The organism is Dyadobacter bucti (assembly GCF_005869225.1).
Taxonomy (GTDB): Bacteria; Bacteroidota; Bacteroidia; order Cytophagales; family Spirosomataceae; genus Dyadobacter; species Dyadobacter bucti.
On record NZ_SWFP01000001.1, the window covers coordinates 875,439 to 900,833 of the forward strand.

Here is a 25,395-nt window from a genome sequence, read left to right on the forward strand (position 1 = left end):
AATAGCTCGCTTTTTGAAAATCAGAATGATACGTTCACGCCCAGCAGGAATGTCCTGGTTTTGGGATAGAAATTGTTATAATCCACGCCCGGCGCAATTCCTCCCTGGTTGATCTCAGGATCGACACCTTTGTATCCGGTGATGACGAAAAGGTTGTTTACTGACGTGTAAACCCGCAGATTTTTGATCGATGCACCCAGGTTTTTGAAATTATAACCCAGCGTAGCATTGTCAAAACGCACATAGCTTCCACTTTCAACAAAGCGCGAAGAATACAAGTAGGAATTGAAATCAGCCATCGATTCCCCGGCCACTTCGGCAAGGATATTGGTGTACTGGGCTGTGTTAGGACGGAAGAGGTCCGCACGGGTTGCGTTGAATATCTTGTTGCCAAAAGTCCCCCGGAGGAATACGTTCAGGTCAAGGTTTTTGTAGCGGAAATTATTGCTCCACCCGGCCAGCAGTTTTGGCTGTGCATTCCCGAGGTATTTGTAGTCCACACCGATGATCGGCGTGGTCGTCAGCGAACCGTCGCCTCCTACGTACTGTGATACCCCCGCATCATTTTTACCGGCATATTGCAGGGAAAAAAACTGCCCCAGCGGCTTGCCCGCTTTCAGGATTTCAAGGGAGTGGCTCGATTGTCCGAGCCCTTCCGGATACGCCAGCAAAACCGAGTCGCCGCCCGCAAAAAGCGGGTTGGAGAGGCTCGTAACAGTATTTTTATTATGTGCAAGATTCAATCCCGTGTTCCAGCTAAACCCTCCTTTGTTGATCAGGTTTGCATTCAGGTTCAGTTCAATGCCTTTGTTATTGATACTTCCTCCGTTGGTCGTGATTTTGCCGGTTGGCACCAGGATTGGGTCCACATTGTAGGAATAGATCATGCCGGTCGTATTCTTGTTGTAAAGCTCCAGGGTTCCGCTTAGCTTACCGTCGAACATTGTAAAATCAACCCCAATATTGCTGGTAGCCGTTTTTTCCCATTTCAAATCCGGGTTGGCGGCCTGCGTCGGGCCCAGAGCCGCGGTAAGCGAGCCATTGTAATAATAAGTACCCAGGCTTCCCGACAAAAATTGTGTGGTATAAGCCCCGAAGCCGGTCGCGTTACCCGTAACGCCATAGCTGGCGCGTACCTTCAGTTCGCTGAATAATTTTTGTCCCGCCATAAAATTTTCCTCCGTCACACGCCATGCAACCCCGGCAGACGGGAAATACCCCCACTGGTTGTTTGCACCAAACACCGAGCTTCCGTCGCGTCTCACCGAGCCCTGCAGAAGATATTTATTTTTATAGTTATAGTTCAGCCTCGCAAAATCCGAGATGAGCCGGGTTTGCTGGTAGATCCCGTCTGCGCCGAAGCCGATCTGAAAACCAGAAATGGCATAAGGATTGCTCAGGGCGAGGTTGTTATAGCTGATATTATCGACCGGCAAATTGCTTGTTGTCACCTGAAAACCCTCTCCGATAATGTAATCCTGCCAGGAGTAACCCACTACGGCATTGATGTTATGATCGCCAAAATCGCGGTTCCAGGTCAAAAATGTTTCCAGGATCTTGCTTGAATTCCGGTAAGAACTCCGGGTAGCCTGACCATTACTGCCAAACGACTGCTGACTATGAAAACCAAGACCCGGCTCCGGATTGTCATACATGTTGTTGTAATGGCTGGTGAAGTATTTGTTGTAATAGCTTCCGCCCAGCGACGTCGTGTTGAGATAAGAAAAATTAAGGTCATAAGTTAATCCGAAAGGCAATTTCACCTGGGAGGTAAAGCTGCCTGTCAGGTTGTTGGTCTTCGTTTTTGATTCGCTGTTGTTGAGCATCGCTACCGGGTTATAGTAGTCGGTATGTTCCGGGTTTTCGAAATAGCTCCCATCTGCATTTTTTACCGGAGAAACCGGCAGATACAACGCTGATTGCAACAGTACCGTGTTTCTAAACGGAATATCGTTGGCGGTGCTGTTGGAATTTGTAACGGTAAGCCCGAGTTTAAGTTTGTCCTTGAATGCATACTGCTCCACAGCCAGCCTGCCGATGACTCTTTTCAAAGAGCTGTTGAGCAAAATCCCCTGCTTATCGACATAATTAATGCTTGCACTGTAAGTACTGTGGTCGGTGCCTCCGCTGAATGACAGGTTATGATTGGTGGAAATCGCATTCTTCTTCTGTATCTCCGACTGCCAGTCGGTGTCCGCGCCGAGGTCGTCTTTCGGCGACAGCCCTATGCCATTCTGGTCGAGGTAAGAGCGTAATTGTGTCCCGCTCATCATTTCCAGTTTATTGGACACTTTTTCGATGCCTACAAAACCGTTATACGAAATTTTCATGTCGCCTTTTTTACCTCTTTTGGTAGTGACCATGATCACGCCGTTGGCTGCCCGGTTACCGTAAATGGCCGTCGCAGCCGCATCTTTTAAAATGTCTATGGAGGCAATGTCGTCGGGGGCGATGGTCGCGATGTCGGCACCCGGCACATTATCTATTACATAAAACGGTCCTTGCGAACTGTTGATCGTCGAAGCCCCGCGCAATACGATGGCAGCCGGTTTGTTAGGGTCACCGCTGGCCGTGATATTCAGCCCCGGCACTTTCCCCTGCAGAAGCTGCCCCACATCCGTGATCGCACCTTTGTTCAAGTCCTCCGATTTTACTGTACTTACCGCACTGGTCAACGTTTTTCTCGACTGCGTTCCATAGCCGATCACAGCCACTTCGCCCAAAGTCGTATTGCTTTCGGCCAGGGTCACTGCCATGTTGCTTTGCCTGCCGACAGCTACTTCCTTGGTAGTGAAACCGATATAGGAAAATACCAGCACATCGTTATTTTCTGCGTTGATACTGAAATTTCCGTCCGTATCGGTCGTGGTGCCCACTTTGGAAGCCTTTATTACCACGGTAACCCCAACCAGCGGCTTACCGTCGGGCCCAAGTACCTGTCCCTTGATGAGCTCCAGTACCTTTTTGACCGCAGGTATGGAATCCGGCAGCTTTTTTGCTTTCAGCACCACCGTTTTGTCGACAATGGAATATTCAAGGGGCTGGTTGACAAAGCATTTGGCGAGCACTTCCTCCAGCGCACTCTCGCGCATGGCCAGGGTTACTTTTTCTGATTTTTGGATCAGTTCCGTTTTATACCAGAAAGAGTATCCGCTTTGCTTTTCAATTTCCTTCAAAATCTTTTCCAATGGTGCATTTTTTGCCACAATGGTGATTTTCTGCGAATAGCTGCGGGCGCTGACCTGCATGCAAAAAGCGAGTAAAAAAATAAAGATCAGTTTCATAACCAAAATGGCCCTGAGGAGTGGAGAGCGGGGATGTCCCTCACGGGCATACGAGGATCCCTGCCCCTTTTGGATAAAAGAGTTGTGGTTCATACTTTTGTTTGAGAGTTGGTACTAAACAGTGAGACAATTGTTGACATGTGCCGAGCTCTTTCCAGGCGGGAGCGGTTGCAACGTTCCCGTTCTTTTTTGCCTTTTTCAGACAGGAGACCGGCCAAGAAATGAAGTCGCTATCGGATCATACGCATCTGGTTTTGGTTTAAGGTGTAACAATAATGGTTTTATCCTCAATCCTGAACTTCACGCCGCTGAGCGAGAGTATTTTCAGGAGCTTTGAAACGTTGGAATTGCGCGGTAACCTGCCAGTGAAACGTTCGCTGCTGGTATTTCCCTCATACGCGACCTCCACGTCGTACCACCTGGAAACCTGCCGCATGATGCTTTCCAGGTTTTCGTCTTCGAACTGGAAATAGCCGTTTTTCCACGACAGTTCTTTTTCTGTATCCACGTCTTTTAACACTTCAATGCTGCCGGACGTAACACGCATCCGGGCTTGTTGCCCCGGTGTCAGCATTGCGGAAAATCCGTCTCGCGAAACCTTTACCGAGCCTTCCAGCAAAGTAGTCCGCATCACCGTCTCGTTTGAATAGGCCATGACGTTGAAATGAGTGCCCAGCACAGCGATCTCGGTTTCAGCCGCTTTCACGATAAACGGCATCTGCTTGTTGCGCGCCACTTCAAAGTATACCTCGCCTTTAATTTCAACCCGCCTTTCGGTGCCGGTAAAAACGGTCGGAAAGCGCAGACTCGACGCTGCATTCAGCCATACGCCCGTACCATCGGGCAGTACTACGTGGTACTGTCCGCCTTTGGGTGTCTCAATGGTATTGAAAACAGGAGCGCTTCCGCCCGTTTTTCCTGAGTTGTAAACCAGCTCTCCCGAGCCCGATTTAATAATGTCTGTGCCGCCCTGCTGCGCCAGGTTTCCGTTCCCGGCATTGTCGAGCACGATACTGGACCCGTCACCAAGCGTAAGAACAGCCTTATTTCCTCCCGGCGGCAAATCTCGGAAGTCGGACCGTTTATCCGGTACTTTTGCGAGCTTCGCATCTTGCTGCCCGCCCCACCAATACCAGCCTAAGCCAAGCACCAGCACCACAGCCGCAGCAATCTTGGACCATAGCCACACAGCCGGGCGGTTTTCTCCGGCATCCGGGCTGCCAGGCTGACGGTCGTTTCCAAAAAGATGTACTATGATACGGTCCGAAGTGTCGTCCGGCATTTTTTCGTCTGGCTCAAACTGGTTCCAAGCGTGTTCCAGCACTTCAGTTATTTGCGTGTCTTCCGGATGATCGTTCAGCCACGCGGCCAGCTCATTTTTTTCATCCGGGCTTTGGGTACCATTGATGAATTTACCAGTCAGATACTTGATTCTTTCCAATTGCATAAAATAGCACAGATTGCCCTAACGGCATAAATTTCATTTGCCGGTATCGCATTACAACCATGAAAAGACGGGCTGTTTTGAACAATTACCAAATGAAGGACAATTGGCAGGAGTGAGGGGACTAGTTGAACGGCTATTTTTTAAAAATTATTTTTTCAGGCTCAGCAAAGTAGCAGCGATCAGCAGGGAATCTGCATGGCGGCGCATCTGGAAGCGGATCGCTGCCATGGCCTGGACCATGTGATTTTTGACGGTATTGGGTGAAATTTTTAGCAGGTTCGCGATTTCATCATGCGTTTTTCCTTCCTCCCTGCTCAAATAATAAATTGTTTTCTGCTGTGGTGGAAGGCCATTCACGACAGTTTTCAGCACCTGCTCCACTTCTTTTGCAGCGAGCATTTCGTGGGCATTGTTACGACTTTCATCGTTTTCCCTGAACATTTCGGCGATGATGGCCGTTTCGTGGGCCATTCTCTTAAAATGGTTCAGTGCATGGTTTTTGGACATGCGAAATAGGTAGCTGCCGAAATTATCGATCAACGCGAGCGATGGGTGATCTGCCCAAAGCTTCATAAACACCTCCTGCACAATATCTTCCGCCAGCATTTCGGACTCAGTCAATCGGAGCACGTAGCCGTAAAGCTTGTGTTTGTAGGCATTGAAGAGCATGGTAAACGCCGATTGGTCCGCTCCTGAGGCCAGGAGCATCAGCTCTCTCTCATCAGTTAACGGGCGGGCATCCAACGGTCTGGGCGATAACAGTTTCAATATAATACAATATTTTATTCTGCTTTAAATAACAAAAGTAAATTATTATATCAAAAATTCAGCCCGAAACAAATTATTATTTCACAAGTCACCAATAGTGAAATATTGGTACGCTATGAGTACCGATCTTATTCCGCCAGTTCTTTTATTTTCATCATGGCAAAAGCGGCCGACAACCCGCCCAAAAGGTACCACGCAACAGTCATTACTTTGGTTTCATTTGTTTTGGTAACCGGCGCATCGCTGAGCCCCAGCTGCTGTGTAAGCCCGATAGCGCCCAGGCCGGCAGCCAGTCCGTATCCGGCGCCGCGTACCAGCAGGCTACCTTCTCCTTCTTTGCCTATCATACTGAAATACATAGTGTTACTCACAAGATCCGCTGCCAGCGTCGAGCCCGTCAATAAATTTCCCGTCGGGGCCTCCATACCCATTGCATTCAGGGATTTGGTCAGCGCCTCTTCGCCGATCAGGTCTATCCTGGGGGCTTTGCTATAAAGCCGTCTTGCGGCTTCGTGAACCACATTCAGTACAATTGCGCCTGCAAGACCTCCTATAATGTTTCTGATTTCCGGTTTCATAGTTTATATCATTTACGTTAATCCTGATTTCCCGTCCGTGTTAAAAAACCGTTCCTGAAAACCGGCTCATTTCAGCAACGCCCCGGCCAGATCCTCCCACTGGACTTTCGAAAACGCCATCCGGCCGACGCTGCCTACCAGCATGTTCCTGGCTCGGTCGAGAAATTGCTCGGAATCGTGGTTAACCTTGATATTACGATCATAAACGGCGGCAGTTACGCTCAGCTTTTCCCTTGTCACAGTAAATGTGCTGGTAGCTTCTGACGTATAAAAATGGGCTGTTTGCAGGTTATCTCCGAGCGGATTAGCGACCGGCCGCACCCGCACGGCTATGCTCTGCACATCTTCGGTTTCGTATTCTTCTATCTTCTCGACAAAAACCCAGTCGTACCCGTCGCCTGCATCGCTGCCCGGCCCCGGAATATCGATCCTCAAATAAAAACCCTGCTGCACTGGTCCTGAAACGGCTGCACCGTTCTGGTCAGAAAGCTGAAAATCAGCAAGAAGCCCCGACGAGATATCATTCCATTTACTGACATCCAGCAAACGTTTTCTGGCTGTTTCATAAACTCTTTTCGCCGTGCCGGCATCGGGCAGGTCCCTGAAACTTTCCGCGTTAATCAGTTTGCCATCCACATTCTCCGGGACAGTTTTAGTGAAATTCTTTTCGTTCATTGCTTCCTTTGTTCATAGGATGATATACCTGCATATTGAAAGTTGCCCGTCTATTTCTTCTCAGGCTTCTTGTCCTTCCTGTCAGACTTTTTATCTTTCTTACCGGACTTTTTATCCTTCTTGTCAGACCCGAACACCTTCTGCAGGAAAGTCTTTTTTTCCTCTTTCTGAACTTCCACAGAACCAATGCTGATTTCATTGTCTATCGAAGGCTGAAGAGCATGTATAAAAGCATTCTGCAGCATGGTAGTGATCGCAAACCAGATATTCGTATCAGGATTGTCCAACCTTCCCTCAAAAGGTATTTTGGTGGCGACCTGGTCGAGCTTCTGATTTTGAAATATCTCGCCCACGCCTCCCGCAAGCCCTTCCCACAGCTTCCGGAAAATATTGTCTTTACGATCTTCCTTTCCCAGCACATCGAGGTCCTTGATCAGCGGTTTCACGTATCCTGCAAACTTCTGTTCCTTGGCCGCGACTTCCGAATAAAGTCCGAAAGTGCCTTTGTTCACATCAATTTTAGCATAGGCCTGGAAAAAATCATTCAGCTTGACCAGATTGGTATTTTTCAATTCGGCGCTCATATCAAATGTGGGTGCAGCATCCAGCGGGTTCAGTTTCGCGTCAAGTGTAAGCGTGCCTTCATAGACCGTAGCGCTGGCTTTTACACTGGCCGGCAGCACTGCCGACGAATCATAGCTGTTTTTCAGGTTCTGCGCTACCAGTTTCAGGCGGTTCATTTCAATGTCCACTTTTGGGCTTGATGTATTGTCTTTGTACTGGATCTTGCCATTTGTTATTTCGAACCGGTTGATATCGAGCGGCATAAACTCATCCAATACCTTTTTAAAATCCGCTGAATCCCTTACCACCTGTTTGGGTTCCACCTTGTCTTTTGTAAAAACCAAAACCGGCCGGTCGACATTGATTTTGCTGACAATAGATCCTTTCAGCAAGGCTTTCCACTCTATGGAAAGATCAATTAACGATGCCGAGAAAAACGGCGTCTGTTTTCCCGAAGTGGTATCCGTTTTGTTCAGATAGATACTGTCGATTTTATACGCGCCCCTGATGATTGCCAGATCAATATCCTCGATATGCCCATAATAACCTTTCATACCCGCGAGGGTTTTGTTAGCGTAACGCAACACCACATACGGCAGTATCAGTCGGGCTACAATGATCAATACCACTAATGCAAGCAGGATATACCTCCATTTTTTCCGTCTTTTCACATGATCTTTTTGCTCCATATCTGTATTAAAACTTACCGGCCATTGCTTTTCTGATCAGCTCCATGACTTTATTTTTATATAAAAAACAAACTGAAAGTAATACCAGAACCAGGCCCAGTATCAGCACAAATCCCAGATAGTCACTATCCAGTGCGTCGTTAAGCAATCCGCCCAAGATCAGGAGGACAATGATCAGGATGACGAAGGCGATCAGGGCTACGATCAGGTAAAAGACCACAGGCGATGCAAACTGGGAAACCCTTGCTTCAATTTCCGCCTTTATTTTCCCGATACGCTCGTCTATAAAATCCGTGATAAAATGGAACCACATTTTCGTGCCCTCCTTTTTGTTTTTTTTGTCTTTTTCCTGGGCAGTTTTAAAAGCCGGCTGGGCAGCAGCTGGTTCGGTTTCCATTTCCTTCCGCTCGACCAGCACGGCATGATCATTGGGAGATATCGCGACTCCGTCCGATTTGGCATAAACCTTGGTGAACTCCGCACCGAAGTAGAGGATGATAGAAGAATAGTAAATCCAGGTGAGCAAAATCACGATCGAGGCCGAGGTTCCGTAAGTGGCGCCCAGGTCCGCCTGGCCCAGGTAAAAGCTGATCGCAAATTTGCCTATTGCAAACATGACAGCAGTAAATGCGGCACCTACTACACATTCTTTCCACCGGACATGGCCGTCGGGCAGGATTTTGAAAATGACCGTAAACAGCGCAGTGATGATCACCAGCACCAGCGCAATGTTCAGCCCGGAGAAGATAATGACGGAAACTTCTGAAAAGTACTTCTCCAGCCTGCTGCTCAGCAAATCAACCACTGTATTGACCCCCAGTGATACGATCAGCAAAAATCCCAGTGTAATAATGATGGAAAATGACAGCACACGGTTTTTGAGGTATTGCAGCCAACTTTTTTGCGGCCTCGATTTGATCGACCAGATGTAATTGATGGAATCCTGAATTTCCGCAAATACCCCCGTAGCTCCGATCAGCAGGGTAATCCCGCCGATGGTTGCGGCCATCACCGACTTATTGGTGATCGCAGCATTTTTTATCAGCTCCTGGATCTGAACAGCGGCCTGTTGACCAACCAAGCCGGCGATCTGCGCAAAAAGCTGGCCTTCAAAAACTTCTTTCCCATAAAAAATACTGACCATTGAAATAATCAGCAGTAACATGGGTGCCAGTGAAAAAATGGTGTAATAGGATAAAGCTGCACTGAGCTTCAATGCATTGTCGTCTAAAAACGCGGCAAAGCTCTCTTTCAGGAGAGCGAAAGTAAATTTAATCCTTTTCATACGATGGTTTCCTGTTGATGATTGATATCTTTTATTTCTATCCAGGCCGGGGCATGGTCACTGGCCTTTTCCCAGCCTCTCACGTGCCGGTCTACGCCGGAGGAGGATAGTAAGCCTGCTACCTGCGGACTGAGCAAAAAGTGGTCAAGCCGCAGGCCGGCGTCGCGCTGGTAGGCTTTGTAGAGGTAATCCCAGAAAGTATAGATACGCTCTTCCGGGTGCAAATGCCGGATCGCATCCGTCCAGCCTTGTTTCAGCAGATCCTGATAGGCGCGCCTTGGCTCCGGCATGAACAGGGCATTGTCCAGCCAGCTTTCGGGCTTGTACACATCCAGCTCGGTTGGGATGACATTGTAGTCGCCGGCGAGTATGACCGGCACTTCTTCTGAAATCAGGTATTTTGCATGCTTTTTTAAACGCTGAAGCCATTTCATTTTATAATCGAACTTCTCGCCCGGCGCCGGGTTGCCATTGGGGAGATACAGGCAAGCTATCAGCATATTTTCCACAATTACCTCAATGTAGCGGCTATGGAGATCTTTTTTATCACCGGGAAGCTCGCTTCGCACCACTTCCATGGGCAGCCCTTTTGACAATATTGCTACCCCGTTCCAGCTCTTCTGCCCATGCCACACAGCCTCATATCCCGCGTCCTGAATTGGCTTCAGAGGGAATTTCTCCTGGGGTGCTTTCAGTTCCTGGAGACATACCACATCCGGCCCGGCTTCTTTCAGCCAGCGAAGCAGTACGGGCAGCCTGCCATTAACGCCATTGATATTAAAGGTTGCGATTTTCATCCGTTCCTGATTTTCGCTGCACGGTAAACTCCGCACGTATTTCCATTTCCGTTCCGCAGACAAAGTGCTTATCGCCGTTTTTCAATATGACCAGGCTGTACCGCATGTCGGCATCCGGGACAATTTCCTCAATCTCTTCGACTGAAAAACTGACCGTTACATCCTGATCTTCCTTCGTTTTAAAGCTTGTCTTATTTATCATCTCTGTTGAATTGAACCATCCTTTGGCATACAAAACCATACCCTAGTCTTTGGAACAGATTTCTTGTTACCGTTCTCATGAAAAGAAAAATGGATTATTGAAAAATGGACTCCTCAGATAAGCCCTTCTTACTACAAACATCGACAAGGGAACAGCTGCTGGCATTTTCGCTCTCGGGCGCAGCTATCAGTAGCTGGCGGTTTGATGCCGCAAACAGTACTTACGAGATCGACGATAGCTTCCAGACATTATTTAACTATCACGCTGACAGCAATTTAAACCCGGAAACCTTTCATAACCTGATCCAAATCAGCGACCGCAGGCTCTTCAGAGAGATGCTGCAACGGGCACTTTCCGAAGGGTCGGAAGGTAAGCTGAACATGGTAGTACGCACCGAAAATACTCCCGGCAAGCTGGTTCATCTCATCGGCCGGGCTTATACCGACGGCGCCGGACAGGAGGTGGGAATCATCGGAAGTGCAGTTGAAATTCCCCAATACGAGAATGGCGGACAGCAAGGTCAGATACCGGGAAGTGCCGAGCTTAAGACAAGACCGGACGAAAATTATCCGAGCGAGGAACGTTTCCGCAGCCTCATCACAGAAGCTCCCGTGGCAACCTGTCTGTTTGTAGGTAAGGACATGGTCATCGAGATCGCGAATGATATCATGATCGGATATTGGGGAAAAGACCGGTCGGTGATCGGCAAGCCCCTGCTGGAAGCGGTACCTGAGCTGGAAGGACAGCCCTTTATTTCGATTCTGGAAGAGATTTTCAGAACCGGAATTGCTTATGAATCTAAAAATGCACCTGCCCGTCTGAAAGTACAGGGCGTACTTTCCACTTTTTACTTCGATTTCACCTACAAGCCCCTTTTCGACCATGAGGGAAATGTATACGGGATCATGGATATGGCGATTGATGTTACCTCGCAGGCCATTTACCTCAAAGAACTGCAGGCGAGCCAGGAGCGCTTCCGTTCCATTATTGCCTCCGCACCGGCAGCTATGGGGATTTTCACGGGAAGGGACATGGTAGTGGACTTGCCCAACCAGGCTTTTATTGATATTATCGGAAAAGGTCAGAACATCGCGGGCAGAAAGCTGGCCGAGCTGCTGCCGGAGCTCGAAGGCCAGAAATTTCTTGAGTTACTTGACGACGTTTACACGACGGGGCAGTCCTACAAAAGCTTTGGCGCACCGCTCGATATTTACCGGGACGGGAAACTGGCCCGGACATATTATAACATATCATTTACGCCGCTGAGAGATGCGCAGGGCGATATATACGGAATCCTGGATATGTCTGTGGATGTCACCGAAACTGTGTTGTCGAAGCAAAAAGTGGAACTTGCAGAAGGCAGTCTCCGGAACGTGATTGAACTGGCTGAGATAGGAACCTGGCGGGTAGACCTTGACACTGAAATGGTTGAATGCTCGCCGCGTCTGCTGGGGTGGTATGGATTGGAAAGTTCAGGGCCAGTGGAGCTGGGGACCATTCGTGACATGATCAATCCGGACGACCTGATCAAGATTTCGGAAGTGCTAAGCGAGGCGGCAAAACCGGAAAATTCGCCTTTTTACAACTGTGAATACTCGATCAGGGCAAAAGACGGGACTGTAAGGGCATTGCGCGACCGCGGCCAGATTCATTTCGACGCAGACGGAAAGCCTATGGCCATCAGTGGTTCCGTACAGGACATTACCAATCAAATCAAAGATAAAATATCTCTGGAAAAGCAAATTAACCTGAGAACAAGCGAACTGATAGATTCCCTCGCAGACCTGGAAAGGTCCAACTCGAACTTGCTGCAGTTTGCATACATTGCCTCTCACGACCTGCAGGAACCATTACGTAAAATCCAGACTTTTTCTGATCTGCTGATCAAACGTTATACTACCGAACTGGGTGCTGGTATCGATTACCTCAACAGGATCCAGGGTGCCGCCAGGCGAATGTCGATCCTTATCAAAGACCTGCTGGACTTCTCAGGAATTTCAACCCGCCAGCAGGCGTCAGCCACCGTCCGTCTGAACCAGGTCATCGACGCCGTATTACAGGATCTTGAGGTCAGCATTGCCGATTCGGGCGCGCACATTCAAGTCGGGCAGCTTCCGGTTGTGAAAGGAGACCGTACCCAGCTTGGCCAGCTTTTTTCGAACCTGGTCAGCAACGCTATCAAATTCCGCAGGCCCGGCGTAACGCCCTTGATAGAAATAGATTATGCCTTGTTGCCAAAAACACAGCTCCCGCCCCAGGTCAACCCTGCCCGCCTCGCTTCCCAGTATTACAGGATCGACGTGATGGATAATGGCATCGGCTTTGATGCAAAATACAATGACCGGATATTTCAGGTTTTTCAGCGTCTGCACAGCAAGTCTGAGTTTGCCGGCACCGGTATCGGGCTCGCGATCTGCGAAAAAGTGGCGGCCAACCACGGAGGTGCTATCAAAGCCGCCAGCGTACGCGGGCAGGGCTCAGTTTTTAGTGTATATTTACCCGTTTAGCAAACGGGTAAATTCACTTACATCATGCTATGAAATCTGGTCTTTTTCTGTGTTGTGTGCTTGGGATATTGGTGCCATTGTGCCAAAGCTGCAACAAATGTTCAGATGTTTCCCCGCCCCCGACTGCACCTATACGCTTTATTATCGTGGATAAAGGTGGAAAAAACCTGGTAACGACAGAGGGATCAAGGTATTCCCCGGATTCGATAAGGCTGTTTGAGACGGACAAAAAGACGAATGTCATTTTTGACATCAAATACGATGAATCCGTAAAAGGGTACCTTTTTCAGGCGGATTGTTATAAAAACGACAGCGGAAGCTCTCAGCTTTTTCTGCGGCTGGACCAGTCTGATACCGACACGCTCATCGCATCCTACCAGACGACCAGATCCAAATGTTTTACATACCATGACTATACCCACTTCCAGCTGAATGGTAAGGATGTGTACGGAGCCGGAGAAACTGCGGCCCTGGTCATCGTTAAATAGCGGTCTTCGCGGTAATGGCATGACTTTTTGATTCGCAAAGTCATCAAACTTTCATATTCAGATACAAAATGGCGGTTATCGGCGAGCTTATTAAGAAGGCAATTGATTTTACGGGAATGATCATCAGTGACCCTGAGCCCGTTGAAGCTCAGAAAGAGGTCCTGAGAAAACTATTGGAAACGGCTAAACTGACCGCTTTCGGGAAAGCATACCAATTCGCCGAAATTCTGGAAGCAGACGATATTGTGGCTGCATTTCAGGTTAAAGTGCCCGTTCACGATTATGACAAACTGTACGCCGAGTGGTGGCATTATCTGCTCGAAGGGCATCAGAATGTGACCTGGCCGGGCGGACAGCAGTATTTTGCGCTCAGCAGCGGGACTACCAGCAACAGCAAGCACATTCCGGTCACAGACGACATGCTGGCCTGCATCCGCAAAGCGGGTATCTCCGAAATCACCAACATAGGGGCATTCAACCTCCCTTCCGATTTTTTTACCAAACAAATCCTGATGCTGGGCAGCAGTACCAACCTCATTCAAAAGGATGATCATCAGGAGGGCGAGATCAGCGGGATCAGCGCGAGCAACCTTCCCACATGGTTTGGCGGATTCTACAAACCCGGAATCGAAATTGCCTCCATTGCCGATTTCGACGAACGGGTGAAACGGATCGCAGAAGAGGCCCCGAAATGGGATATCGGCTGTATTTCGGGTATTCCGGCGTGGATTGAGCTGATGCTGAAAGAAGTCATCAGACATAATAACCTCAACAATATTCATGAAATATGGCCGAACCTGATGGTGTATACCACCGGCGGCGTCGCTTTTGATCCGTACCGGAAAAGTCTGGAAAAGTTACTGGCGCATCCCCTCGTATACATAGACACGTACCTGGCTTCCGAGGGCTTTATAGCAATCCAGAAACGGCCCGATACCATGTCGATGGCATTGTTCCCGGACAATGGGATATTTTACGAGTTCGTACCTTTTAACGGCGACAATGTAGATGAAGACGGACTGGTAAAACCCGGAGGCACCGTACTTTCACTGGCCGATGCGGAAGAAAATGTGGAATATGTGCTACTGATCTCTACCGTTTCAGGAGCATGGCGCTACATGATCGGGGACACGGTGATGATTACCGACAAAACCAGGGCGGAGATCAAAATCACCGGCCGTACCAAACATTACCTGAATGTTGTCGGAGAACAACTGTCTGTAAACCAGATGAATGATGGATTAAGGGTCATTGAAAATGAATATGGTGTGGTGATCAAGGAATTTATCATTTCTGCGGTTCGCCGTGACGGTGAATACATTAACAAATGGTTTCTGGGGTGTGACAAAAAAGCCGATAAACTAAAAGTAGCCGAGTCACTGGATGCGACATTGAGAGAAAACAATAAAAACTACAATGTGGCCCGGACTCGCGCATTAAAGGGTGTAGAAGTGGAACTGATCCCTGAGGAACTGTTTTACAAATGGAGCGAGGAAACCAAAAAGAAAGGCGGACAGGTGAAGATACCGAGGGTCATGAAGGAAGAGGATTTCCTGGCATTCGAGGCATTTGTAGCAGCGAATTCATGAGGGGATAATCCGGTCGGCCTCCAGTTTTTTAACCTGCTCCACAATGTCGTCCGGCGAAAGATACAGGCGTGCAATTTTACGCTTGTATTTTTCAGACAAAGAAGCATGATCCAGGATAAAATGCTTGGTTTTGAGAATGTATTTACCCAAACCGTGGCTTACCGCGTACGTGTCCGCTACGCGCTCGGCCTCTTTCACAAACCGTGCAGAAAAAAGATAACCCAGCCCAAACCGCACCATACCCGGCAGACTGCGGTTTTCATAATCCATCACATGCCCCAGTTCATGCCCTATCCAGCCCACTATTACATCAGAAGGGATCTGGTGAATCGGAATTGCTGTATGCGTCAGCTTGAACAAGGCACTGATATTGATGTTATAAGCACGGTCCGCGTTGAACATCGTACTGATTTTCGGCTGCGCCTGCATGACCGAGCCCCGAATCTTTTGCTTGAATACAAAGTTTATAGCTGTTTCCTTCAGTTCCGGGTAAAACGATAGAGCCTGCAATATTTCATTCTCCAAAACCTTGGGGATAGATTTGTTCGTGCGGAACACTTCGGGTACATTGGGGACATCTGGCTGATCTGAAGAAAGCATAAGCGAAAATTACGGAATGATTGTTGGTTAAGAAAAGACCAAAACTGTTCCAAAGATCGGTTTGTGATGCATTAACTGTATTCAAAAGATGCTGCTGGTGTGACTTTTTTGCGACTATCAACATGGCTCTACTCTGGAAATACCTCCGTCCGCACTACACACTCGTATTCTTTGCCCTGCTCCTCGCCGCATCGGCCCAGCTCCTGACGCTGATCGACCCTGTCATATTCGGAAAGATCATTGACGAGTATGGCACCAACAAAAACAATTTGTCAGAAAGTGAGCTGCTGAGAGGAGTTACGCGCTGGCTGCTGCTTGCTCTGGGGATTGCTGTACTGGCTAGGTTGTGCAAGGCCGGACAGGATTACATTACCCGCAAGGCTGTGGCCCGTTTGGGAATGTATATCTTCAATGATGGTTTGAAACAAACTTTGCGGCTTTCATTCCAGGAATTTGAGGAAAGCCGCAGCGGTACCACCCTTTCTGTACTGCAAAAGGTCAAAACCGACGCCGAGCGGTTTATCAATTCCTTTATCAACGTACTTTTTTCGTCCCTGGTGGGTGTGGGTTTCCTGGTTTGGTACAGTTTCAACCGGAACTGGCTGCTTGTACCTGTCTTTTTTATAGGCGTGCTCCTTCTGGGCTCGCTTACCGGCCTGGTTTCCAAGCGTATCAAAGGCATACAAAGGTCGATCAACAGGGAGACCAACCGGCAGGCGGGCATGATCACCGAAAGCCTCCGCAATATAGAACTCGTGAAAAGCCTGGGACTGACTTTCGCGGAGATCAGGCGGCTGAATGTGCTGACACTGGGTATCTTCGACCTGGAAATGCAAAAAGCCAGGAAAGTAAGCGTCCTGTCGTTCCTGCAGGGCAACATGCTGAACCTGCTCAAACAATCGATCCTGTTTATTCTGCTGTGGCTTATCTTCCGTGAAGTGCTCAGTACCGGCGAGCTGATCGCGATGCAGTTCATTTCCACGGCCATTTTCAATCCCCTTCAGGAGCTGGGCAATATGATCATCTTGTACCGGGAGGCCGATGCGTCCCTGAAAACTTTTGACCAGCTGATGCAGAAGCCTGTCGAAAAACGTCCTGAAAATTCCATCGAGCTGGGCAAACTGCTGAGCCTTCGCTTCGACAACGTGGTGTTCAGACATAAAACGGCCGGGTACAACGCCATTGACGGCATTTCTTTTAAAGTAGCACTGGGCCAGTCGATTGCTTTTGTGGGGCCATCGGGTTCGGGGAAATCCACACTCGTGAAGCTGCTCGTCGGATTGTATACACCGGTAAGCGGCGATATTTATTTTAATGAAACCCCCGCCACGCAGATCCGCTACAACCCCCTGAGACGGCAGATCGGGTTCGTGACGCAGGATACCCAGCTCTATGCCGGTACCATCCGCGACAATCTGCTGCTCGTAAAACCTTCCGCTACCCACGAAGATATTAACGAAGCATTACGTAAAGCTTCCGCCCTGGCACTGGTAGCCAAAGCCTCCCACGGCCTGGATACCCTTCTCGGAGAAAATGGCATGAAGCTGTCGGGAGGTGAAAAGCAGCGGTTATCCATTGCCAGGGCATTGTTAAGGAATCCGCAGCTGCTGATTTTTGATGAAGCGACTTCCGCCCTCGACTCGCTGACGGAAGAGGAAATATCGGCCACCATCCGCGATATATCCGGCGCGCGCCAGCAAATGACGATATTGATCGCACACCGCCTTTCGACCGTCATGCACGCGGATGTGATTTATGTGCTCGAAAAAGGACAAATTTCCGAATCCGGCTCGCACGATCAACTGCTCGGTCAGAAAGGACTGTACTATTCCATGTGGCGGCAGCAGGTCGGGGAGCGCAGGTTGACTTCCTTCCTACCGTAAACCGCATTAAAAGCGCCGTAAAAACGGAAATCTGAACTCATTAATTCAGGAAGAGATCCTATCAATACTTTTGTAAACATCACAAACAATTTTCCGTTGCCGCGTCGGAAGTAATTAAAGTGATATTGGCTGATTAGGTTTTAAATGTAGTGTTTGAAGTTTTTCTAGGCAAGCTAAGTTAGGCGTAGTTTTCTTAGTTAGTCATAGTTGAAAACTACGCCGAACAGACCGCATGACGCAAAGACGTACCCAACGTCGGCCGGTTGAAAACTACGCCTGACGAAACACAACTTTCAATTATTGATTTCAATCAGGCTATTAACCCGACACCACACATATCATTTTCTTTTTTGATTATTAAAAATGGTTAATTGATCGCGTCGGCACCTGCCTGGGCAACAATATGATCGTTTTCAACGCTGTCCCCGGAAACACCTACTGCCCCGATAATTTCCCCCCCGGCGTTTTTGATCAATACACCTCCCGGAAATGAGATCAGCCCGCCATTGGAATGCTCGATGTTGTAAAGCGGGCCTCCCGGCTGCGAAAGCTTCCCGATCTCGCCCGACGGCATGTTGAAGTAACGGGCGGTACGTGCTTTCTTTTGGGAAATATCGATAGAGCCCAGCCAGGCCTCGTCCATGTGCGCAAAGGCGATCAGATTAGTACCTGAGTCCACCACGGCAATGTTCATCAATGTTTTGGTTTCGATTGCTTTTGCCTTGGCCGCTGCTATAACGGCCTCCGCCTGTTCCAGTGTAATGTTCATAATCTGTTTTTTAAATAAAAAAAGAAACAATATTACTACCCGCTGCGCCGGTGCGATAGCACAATCCTCTTTTTTATTGGAACAATAATATATTTATTGAAATTGAGTTTGAATTAAAGCGGATCCCGGCCCAACTTGATGCCCGGTTATCATCGAAGCATTCCGGGCTAACAACTTAATATACCATGAACCAGATATGTCATCTTGCGCCAATCAATCTCAGTGACACTACCAAGCTGGACACGCTTGTGGAGCACAGAAAGGTGTACAACCTGCGGCATTGCGAACTGAACATCTTCGAGACCTTTCACCGCTGTTCGGATGTGATGCTATCCTACAATGGACTCGTGGTGTCAAGTATGATGAGAGGCAAAAAGATCATGTCTCTTTCAGGGGCAAAGGAATTTGATTTTCTGCCTGGCGAAAGCGTCATACTTCCTGACGATGTATCGATGCGGGTGGATTTCCCCGAAGCCGACCTCACCCACCCGGTACAATGCGCCACGCTGGCACTGGACTGGGGGATCGTTAACCGAAACCTGGAATTCCTCAATGACCAATATCCAAACAAGGAATCGCCATTTGAATGGAAGCTCAATTTCAGCAACTATCATTTTGTGAATAACAAGGAGCTGGCCGGCAGTATCAACAGGCTGATCAGCATCAGCATGGAAACCGACGTGGCCAAAGACGCACTCGCTGACCTCTCACTTAAATTTTTACTTTTAAGGATTATCCAGACCCAGAACCTGGCTTTGACCGATCACAACATGTTACCGGACAACCGTTTTGGCGGCGTCATCGATTACATAAAACAGCATCTTTCCGAAAAGATCAGCGTGGACATACTGGCGCGGGAATGCTGCATGAGCCGTTCTGCTTTTTTCCAGGCGTTCAAAAACAGGTTTTCCATTTCACCCCTCGAATACATCCTGCGCGAACGGATCCAGCTGGCCAAAATGCTGCTGGTGAACAGCCAGCAGAACATCACCGAAATATGCTACCAGTCGGGCTTCAATAACCTGAACTATTTTATCCGCCAGTTCAAAAAACAGGAAGGCATATCGCCCAGTGTTTTCAGGAACTGACACCCCTCCTACCCGGAAGTTATTGATTTCAATCAAGGCATTAAACCGGCGCCCTTGCCTATTTTTGTTTTATCAAACACAAATAAAACACGGGTATGGAACACAGAGCTGCATCGCTGCGGCCTTTCATCGGGGCCAGGGATTTTGAAGTGTCAAGGAGTTTTTACCAAGACCTCGGTTTTGAAGAGGTCGTTCTGAGTCCGGGCTTTTCTTTGTTCAAAATCAATAATCTGGCATTTTATCTGCAAGATGCCTATGTGAAGGACTGGATCGACAATACCATGCTTTTCCTGGAAGTGGATGACGTGGGCCGGTACTGGAACGAGCTCCTGGCCCTGGACCTGCCAAACAAATACGAGGGCGTAAAACTGACACCCATCCGCGTGGAGCATTGGGGCAGGGAATGTTTTTTGCACGATCCGTCCGGAATCCTCTGGCACTTCGGCCAGTTCTCCCAAACCAGGTGAGGCAAAAAAAGGTCTGGTAAAAAATTATCCATTTCCCGGTAACCTTTTGAAGTTATGCCGGTCTTCACTTCGCATTATCATCCTGACCTTCTATACATTGAATTCACCAGCCGACAACATACTGATGCTCCGGGTAAAAGAGGGCGACTTGTATCCGATGGGCCTGCTTTTCAAACGCTACCACCGCGAACTGTTCGGCTTTTTCTACCACATGAGCGGCAATCCGGATGCCAGCGAAGATATGGTCCAGACCGCATTTTACCGGATGATCAAGTACAGAAATTCATTCACAGGCCATGGGGCATTCCGAAGCTGGATGTATCAGCTGGCGCGCAATGTTCTTCTCGATCATGTGGAGCACAACAAACGGTCGGCCCGGCAGCACAACGTGGAGGATTATGCGGAAAGGATCGGGGGAGGCACGCTGGCGGACGAATTACTGCAGAAAACGGAGCAAGCGACCCAGCTCAGAAATGCACTGGCGCGGTTAAGCGAGGCGCATCGGGAAGTATTGGTCATGAGCGAGTACCAGGACCTGAAATACAAGGAAATAGCGGAAATCCTGAATGTAACGGAAGGAGCGATTAAAACCCGGTATCACCGGGCAATGAATGAGTTAAAGACCATTTACCTGAAAAATGAAGATGAACGATAAACATATCAGTTGCGAACAGGCAAAAGAATGGCTGACAGATGCATTAAAAGGAGAATTATCAAGCGAGGATCAGACAGTATTGGATGCACATGTTGTGCAATGCCCTGAATGTCAGCGGGAACTTGCCCTTACCAGGGACGTCCGGAACTGGCTGCAAACCGACGAGACGCCCGAACCAAGTTCCGGCATGGAAAGCAGATTTTACAATATGCTTACTATCGCGGAGCAGGAAAATAATGTCCAAACCCCGAATGTTCCGCCAGAGCAGGTCGGCCCATTTCACTTCACCCGCAAACCGATGGTCTGGATGCAGGTCGCGGCGACGATATTGTTATTGGGTGTCGGGGTTATAGCGGGATATTGGTTGCGAAGCCGGAAAGCGGGCGACGAATTGGCACAGCAAAAAATAGACATCATGGCCGTACAAATGCAGGAAATGCGGCAAATGATGATGCTTTCGCTACTCGACAACTCTTCCGCCGTAGAACGGCTTCAGGCGGTAAGCCTCTCCACCGAGCTGGATAAAGCAGACGGAAAGGTCATTGAAGCCCTGCTGACTACCCTTAACTATGACACCAATACCAATGTGCGCCTGGCAACCCTGGAAGCGCTGATCAGATACACCGACGAGCCACAGGTAAGGGAAGGCCTCATTGCATCGCTGGCTCTTCAGGATTCACCAATGGTACAAATGGCCCTGGCCGATCTGATGGTGAAGCTACAGGAAAAACGCTCGGTGAAAGCGCTTCGTCAGCTGCTGCGCCAGAAAGGCATCCGTAAGACTGTCAAGACTAAAGTCGAGCAGTCCATCATACAGCTTTCATCAGTTTGATTTATACACAAAACAAAACCCGACATGAACAAGTATCTAAAAATCAGCATTTTGATCCTTTTTTTGGGCAATCATGTAAAAGCTCAAAATAGCAAAGACCAGTTGACAGTGGCGTTAACAAATCCTGCCAAACCCGGAACGCTCGACATTAACCTTGTATACGGGAACATTCATATCAAGGGTTATGCGGGCAAAGAGATCGTTATTGATGCCTCCTCCGATAAAGAGCTTACTGCCGGGAATAATGAAGGGATCAAACGTATTGCGAAGGCGAACCCGATGGGACTTTCCGCGGAAGAGGAGAATAACCACATCCGGCTAAACACAAACAGCAATTCATTCCCGGTGAATCTGACGATAAAAGTTCCGTGGAAGACCGCCCTGAAATTACGGACGTATGATAAAGGTGACATTGTGGTCGAAAATGTGATCGGCAGCATGGAACTGGATAATGTAGGTGGGGCCATCAACCTGACCAATGTGGGCGGATCGGTAGTGGCAAACACTTATAACGGCCCGTTAAAGGCATCTTTTCAGGATTCAGCTTTCGACAAACCGATGGCATTTTCGTCCATGGGCGGACGGATCGACATATCCTACCCGCCGACATTGAAAGCGAATTTGAAGGTAAAATCAGAACGGAGCCGGGTTTTTAGTGATTTTGACCTGACAAAAAATCCCGCCAAGACTATCAAAACCAACGATTCGGGTGTAAACCGCTTAACACTTGACGACTGGCTCTATGCGCAGGTGAATGGTGGCGGCCCCGAAGTGATGATCAAAAACTACTACGGTGATATTTACCTGAAAAAGAAAAAGTGACATCGGCTTTCGGCTTTTTGAATTGAACCGAAGTGTTGCTAATTTACATTACAAATCATCCGATACTATTGCTATGAACTGGATATTTGGTGCAACCGGCTTAATGGTCATTATTTTGGGGATCCTGATCTGGCAGTTCGGGCTTTTTAATCTGCTGAGCAATGTAGACCGTAACCGTGTCATAGACAAGAAAAAAGCGGCACGACTGGCGGGATATTATCTCATATTTCTGGGGCTATGCTTTGTAGCGTTCGGATACTTTGCAGCCAATATCGCCGACCAGACGATGATCCTGATTATCGCATGCTTCATTCCTGTCAATATGGTTTTTGTGGTTTCCTACATGGTCGCTCAAAGCCGTAATATGAGATGAATAATAACATCTGATACAACTTTTATGACAAAATAGCCTTCATCCAGAAGCTGCCCTGCTCCTTTATGACAACGCAGTAGCATTGTTCCGTATAAAATGATTTTTATCACTCTTAGTGACTTTTTACAACAAGGTAACAACCGTAAACTAACTGGTTACCAGATAATAACAATTTAAAATATACCGTAGCCTTTCCGGAAGCTAACGCGGTAAACATTTTAAATTTGACATACATAATCAAATTCCGGTCAGGAAATTTCCGGGAATGATGATGTCAGTTGTAAAATACTCAACTAAAAGTAAGCGTGATGAAAACAAATCTAAAATTCTGCATAGCGTTGCTGTGCCTTATCCCAAACGTTATTTCTGCAGCCATTATTTATGTGAATCCATCCGCCGCCGGAAGCAATAACGGCAGCAGCTGGGCAAATGCTTATACCAATTTATCAACTGCCCTGGGAGCAGCCGCAAGCGGGGACGAGATCTGGGTCAAACAGGGCGTGTACAAACCGACCGTCCTGCACGACGTGAACGGAAACGGCAGTACGGAAGCGCGCGAAGCCACGTTTAAGATACCCTCGGGCGTGACGTTGTACGGTGGTTTTGCAGGTACTGAAGTAACCCGTAGCCAAAGAAATTTCCAGAGCAATATCACCGTATTAAGTGGCGATATTGATAACAATGACACCAACGTTGACGGGAATTCAATTGCTGAAAACACAGGTCAGATCGTTGGCAACAATGCTTACCACGTCATTTATACCAATAACGTGACTACTTCCACCAGGCTCGACGGATTCGTGGTGACGGCCGGAAAGGCCATGAGCGGGGCGGCGATCACCGATGCAAACCAGGATGGCGGCGCCTGGTACAACCTGTTGAACGGGGCCACAAACGCCAGTAGCCCGACGATCGTAAACACTACTTTTCAGGGAAATTATGCTGCTTCGGAAGGTGGTGCATTCTTTTGCAATGCAGCAGCTGCCGGCGGAGCTGTCACATCACTGATTCAAAACTGTAAGTTTATTTCCAACAAATCGAATGTTGCGGGCGGCGCCATTAATATAGGGTCGTTCAGTGCAGGTAATTACCAGCCGACAATCAAAAAATCGGAATTTTCACAAAATGAAGCTTACAGACGCGGCGGGGCAATTTATCTTATTGGCGATCACGCTATACTTGATTCAACGCGCTTTCATGCCAACAAAGTAACTGCGGTTTCACCGGACAACAGCACATTGCCCGGCTCGGGCGGAGGCGTGGGAATGGTCGCGTCCAATGCAAGTTTCTCCAATTGCTTTTTTATCGGCAACAACACGACGGGTAATCCCACGGGAGCTTTTGAAGGTGGCGGTGGCGGTGCCGTATATATGTCGGCGAACGAAACGCAGACCAACACGCTTGGTATTTCCCAGCCTAAGTTTGTCAACTGCGGCTTTTATGCCAACGTCGCCAATGGCAATACTGCGGCCTGGGGCGGCGCTGCCGTTCATCTGAGCGACGCGGGCAAATTAAGGCCCAGCTATATCGGCTGTGTCTTTTCAGGCAATCAAGCCCAGGACCATGGCGGTGCGGTGGCAAGCTTCGCCAGGGTGATGAGTGCAGGTGCCGGGTACACTCCGGAACTGACACCCAAATTCACAAACTGTACCTTTGCCGGTAACCATGCGGGCAAAAACGGCGGTGCGGTCTACAATGACGGATACGTATATATGTCATCAGAAATACTGCAGTCCCGGATAGAAAATTCAATACTGTGGGGCAATACTGCGGGTACCAGCGGGCCGCAGGTGTCGTCCTCGGGAGCTAATACGGTGGCATATTCGCTGATACAAGGTTCAGGAGGAAGCGGCGGCGGATGGAATGTGTCGGTGGGTATCGATGCTGGCAACAATATTGATGTCAGCCCGGGTTTTGCAAATGCGGCCGATCCCGACGGTGCGGACAATAATCCGGGCACTTCCGACGACGGGCTCCGGCCGACTGCCACCGCGGCTCCGGTTGACAAAGGCAATAATGCAGCTGCCGGACTGGTGGGTATTTCGAAAGATTACATAGGCGGCGCGCGGGTGCAGGGCAGTAAGGTGGATATGGGTGCCTATGAACGCGCCGGAAGTGTCATTGTTTATCCAAAAGTATATTGGCTGAAAGACTGGCGTATCGTCCGTCCTGCCTGCCTGAACTGTCCTTGGGCCTTTATTTTTAAAGAGAGGATCTTCGAAAAATTTATCTGGAAAGGAACCGCCAAGCTCACTGACAACGGAAGAACCGCTGTCATCACAGGTAAGATCATCAGCCGTGATAATCAGAATATCGGCTTCGACGTCTATCTGAAACTGATCAATAAGCACGACTGGGCTGCATGGAGTGCGAAGGGACGAACTTACACCACACAAACCTCAGCTTCCCAGCAGGCAGCTTTGCTATCCTATAAAAAATGGCTTTTCTGGGAGCTGAGCAGTGAAAGTTATCTGAAAGGCATAGGCGATTTGTCCGGCACACTGGCACTTACCCATTCACCGATCAGCAAGAAAACCGGCTTCCAGCTGGGTACCGGTGCAAACGGGTGGGATGCAGACTTTGGCATGAGCGGGTCATTCAATTACAAAGGCACCCTGGGGTACAAGGGAACAAAATACAATTTGAGCGCGGTCGCTTCCATGAATGTAGATGCCGGGGAATATAAACTGGGCAGAGAATCAATGGAAGCTTTTTCTGACGAAGAAGATGCGACTGAATCCGGTGATGAGCCCACGATAACAGTTTATCCTAATCCTGTTCGGGACTATCTGAACATCCGTCCTGGCACCCAAGCAAGTCAATTCGCAGTAAGGCTCATCCGAAACAACGGTTCCATTGCGAAGGAACTGAATGCGACGACCTCCGAAGGTTTGATCAGCATTTCAGTTCGCGGACTGACGCCGGGCAACTATGTTTTACAGCTGACCGGTGATGACGGGAAAGTTGAGAATCGGAAGGTTTTGGTTGTAGAGTAAAATATTATCAGCGCCAGAATATGTTTTCTGGCGCTGA

At 48.6% G+C, this 25,395-nt stretch carries 22 protein-coding genes; 11 read left to right on the forward strand and 11 right to left on the reverse strand.

The window, feature by feature from the left end; all coding sequences use genetic code 11:
* Positions 1-20: 20 nt before the first annotated feature.
* From FBF61_RS03195 to FBF61_RS03235, 9 genes are all read right to left on the reverse strand, one after another.
* Positions 21-3,377 (reverse strand): TonB-dependent receptor, encoded by a 3,357-nt coding sequence (locus FBF61_RS03195; RefSeq protein WP_229214898.1) that lies wholly within the window; start codon positions 3,375-3,377, stop codon positions 21-23.
* A 166-nt stretch (positions 3,378-3,543) separates the two neighbouring features.
* Positions 3,544-4,731 (reverse strand): FecR family protein, encoded by a 1,188-nt coding sequence (locus tag FBF61_RS03200; protein WP_138475710.1) that lies wholly within the window; start codon positions 4,729-4,731, stop codon positions 3,544-3,546.
* 147 nt (positions 4,732-4,878) lie between these two features.
* Complete coding sequence (locus tag FBF61_RS03205; protein ID WP_138475711.1) at positions 4,879-5,499, reverse strand: RNA polymerase sigma factor; 621 nt, start codon at positions 5,497-5,499, stop codon at positions 4,879-4,881.
* Between the two features lie 128 nt (positions 5,500-5,627).
* Positions 5,628-6,077 carry a hypothetical protein gene (locus FBF61_RS03210; protein ID WP_138475712.1) on the reverse strand — a complete coding sequence of 150 codons (450 nt, stop codon included), beginning with the start codon at positions 6,075-6,077 and terminating at the stop codon, positions 5,628-5,630.
* Between the two features lie 66 nt (positions 6,078-6,143).
* A complete protein-coding gene (locus tag FBF61_RS03215; protein ID WP_138475713.1) occupies positions 6,144-6,752 on the reverse strand; it encodes a hypothetical protein in 609 nt (202 codons plus the stop codon).
* Between the two features lie 50 nt (positions 6,753-6,802).
* A complete protein-coding gene (locus FBF61_RS03220; RefSeq protein ID WP_138475714.1) occupies positions 6,803-8,005 on the reverse strand; it encodes a DUF748 domain-containing protein in 1,203 nt (400 codons plus the stop codon).
* A 7-nt stretch (positions 8,006-8,012) separates the two neighbouring features.
* A complete protein-coding gene (locus FBF61_RS03225) occupies positions 8,013-9,290 on the reverse strand; it encodes a YihY/virulence factor BrkB family protein (protein ID WP_138475715.1) in 1,278 nt (425 codons plus the stop codon).
* On the reverse strand, positions 9,287-10,087 hold the full coding sequence (gene xth / locus FBF61_RS03230) for an exodeoxyribonuclease III (protein WP_138475716.1): 801 nt from the start codon (positions 10,085-10,087) through the stop codon (positions 9,287-9,289). The genes FBF61_RS03225 and xth overlap by 4 nt, the downstream gene beginning before the upstream one ends.
* Positions 10,068-10,289, reverse strand: coding sequence for a hypothetical protein (locus tag FBF61_RS03235; RefSeq protein ID WP_229214899.1), 222 nt, complete (start codon positions 10,287-10,289; stop codon positions 10,068-10,070). The genes xth and FBF61_RS03235 overlap by 20 nt, the downstream gene beginning before the upstream one ends.
* A gap of 104 nt (positions 10,290-10,393) precedes the next feature.
* Here FBF61_RS03235 and FBF61_RS03240 point away from each other — a divergent pair, with 104 nt between their 5' ends.
* The 3 genes from FBF61_RS03240 (at position 10,394) to FBF61_RS03250 (ending at position 14,873) form a co-directional block, all read left to right on the forward strand.
* Positions 10,394-12,796, forward strand: a complete 2,403-nt coding sequence (locus FBF61_RS03240; RefSeq protein WP_138475717.1) for a PAS domain-containing sensor histidine kinase — start codon at positions 10,394-10,396, stop codon at positions 12,794-12,796.
* A 146-nt stretch (positions 12,797-12,942) separates the two neighbouring features.
* Positions 12,943-13,284, forward strand: a complete 342-nt coding sequence (locus tag FBF61_RS03245; protein WP_138475718.1) for a hypothetical protein — start codon at positions 12,943-12,945, stop codon at positions 13,282-13,284.
* Between the two features lie 68 nt (positions 13,285-13,352).
* Positions 13,353-14,873: a GH3 family acyl-acid amido synthetase gene (locus FBF61_RS03250; protein WP_138475719.1), complete on the forward strand. Its 1,521-nt coding sequence runs from the start codon at positions 13,353-13,355 to the stop codon at positions 14,871-14,873.
* On the opposite strand, the gene FBF61_RS03255 is transcribed toward FBF61_RS03250, so the two are convergent.
* Entirely contained in the window at positions 14,868-15,473 is a 606-nt protein-coding gene (locus FBF61_RS03255) for a hypothetical protein (RefSeq protein WP_138475720.1), read from the reverse strand. The two genes, FBF61_RS03250 and FBF61_RS03255, sit on opposite strands and share 6 nt — an antisense overlap.
* Positions 15,474-15,595: 122 nt before the next feature.
* Here FBF61_RS03255 and FBF61_RS03260 point away from each other — a divergent pair, with 122 nt between their 5' ends.
* Positions 15,596-17,356 carry an ABC transporter ATP-binding protein gene (locus FBF61_RS03260; protein ID WP_138475721.1) on the forward strand — a complete coding sequence of 587 codons (1,761 nt, stop codon included), beginning with the start codon at positions 15,596-15,598 and terminating at the stop codon, positions 17,354-17,356.
* A gap of 367 nt (positions 17,357-17,723) precedes the next feature.
* Here FBF61_RS03260 and FBF61_RS03265 read toward each other — a convergent pair whose 3' ends face one another.
* Positions 17,724-18,125: a GlcG/HbpS family heme-binding protein gene (locus FBF61_RS03265; RefSeq protein WP_138475722.1), complete on the reverse strand. Its 402-nt coding sequence runs from the start codon at positions 18,123-18,125 to the stop codon at positions 17,724-17,726.
* A 185-nt stretch (positions 18,126-18,310) separates the two neighbouring features.
* Between FBF61_RS03265 and FBF61_RS03270 the strand changes: the two genes are divergently transcribed.
* From FBF61_RS03270 to FBF61_RS03300, 7 genes are all read left to right on the forward strand, one after another.
* Complete coding sequence (locus tag FBF61_RS03270; protein WP_138475723.1) at positions 18,311-19,213, forward strand: helix-turn-helix domain-containing protein; 903 nt, start codon at positions 18,311-18,313, stop codon at positions 19,211-19,213.
* A gap of 95 nt (positions 19,214-19,308) precedes the next feature.
* Entirely contained in the window at positions 19,309-19,680 is a 372-nt protein-coding gene (locus FBF61_RS03275) for a VOC family protein (protein WP_138475724.1), read from the forward strand.
* 46 nt (positions 19,681-19,726) lie between these two features.
* Positions 19,727-20,335, forward strand: a complete 609-nt coding sequence (locus FBF61_RS03280) for an RNA polymerase sigma factor (protein WP_310590259.1) — start codon at positions 19,727-19,729, stop codon at positions 20,333-20,335.
* A complete protein-coding gene (locus FBF61_RS03285; RefSeq protein WP_229214900.1) occupies positions 20,325-21,167 on the forward strand; it encodes a zf-HC2 domain-containing protein in 843 nt (280 codons plus the stop codon). The genes FBF61_RS03280 and FBF61_RS03285 overlap by 11 nt, the downstream gene beginning before the upstream one ends.
* A gap of 24 nt (positions 21,168-21,191) precedes the next feature.
* Positions 21,192-21,989, forward strand: a complete 798-nt coding sequence (locus FBF61_RS03290) for a DUF4097 family beta strand repeat-containing protein (RefSeq protein ID WP_138475725.1) — start codon at positions 21,192-21,194, stop codon at positions 21,987-21,989.
* Positions 21,990-22,062: 73 nt separating this feature from the next.
* A complete protein-coding gene (locus FBF61_RS03295; RefSeq protein ID WP_138475726.1) occupies positions 22,063-22,362 on the forward strand; it encodes a DUF3784 domain-containing protein in 300 nt (99 codons plus the stop codon).
* 308 nt (positions 22,363-22,670) lie between these two features.
* Positions 22,671-25,358: an SP85-like N-terminal domain-containing protein gene (locus tag FBF61_RS03300; protein ID WP_138475727.1), complete on the forward strand. Its 2,688-nt coding sequence runs from the start codon at positions 22,671-22,673 to the stop codon at positions 25,356-25,358.
* Positions 25,359-25,395: the final 37 nt, after the last annotated feature.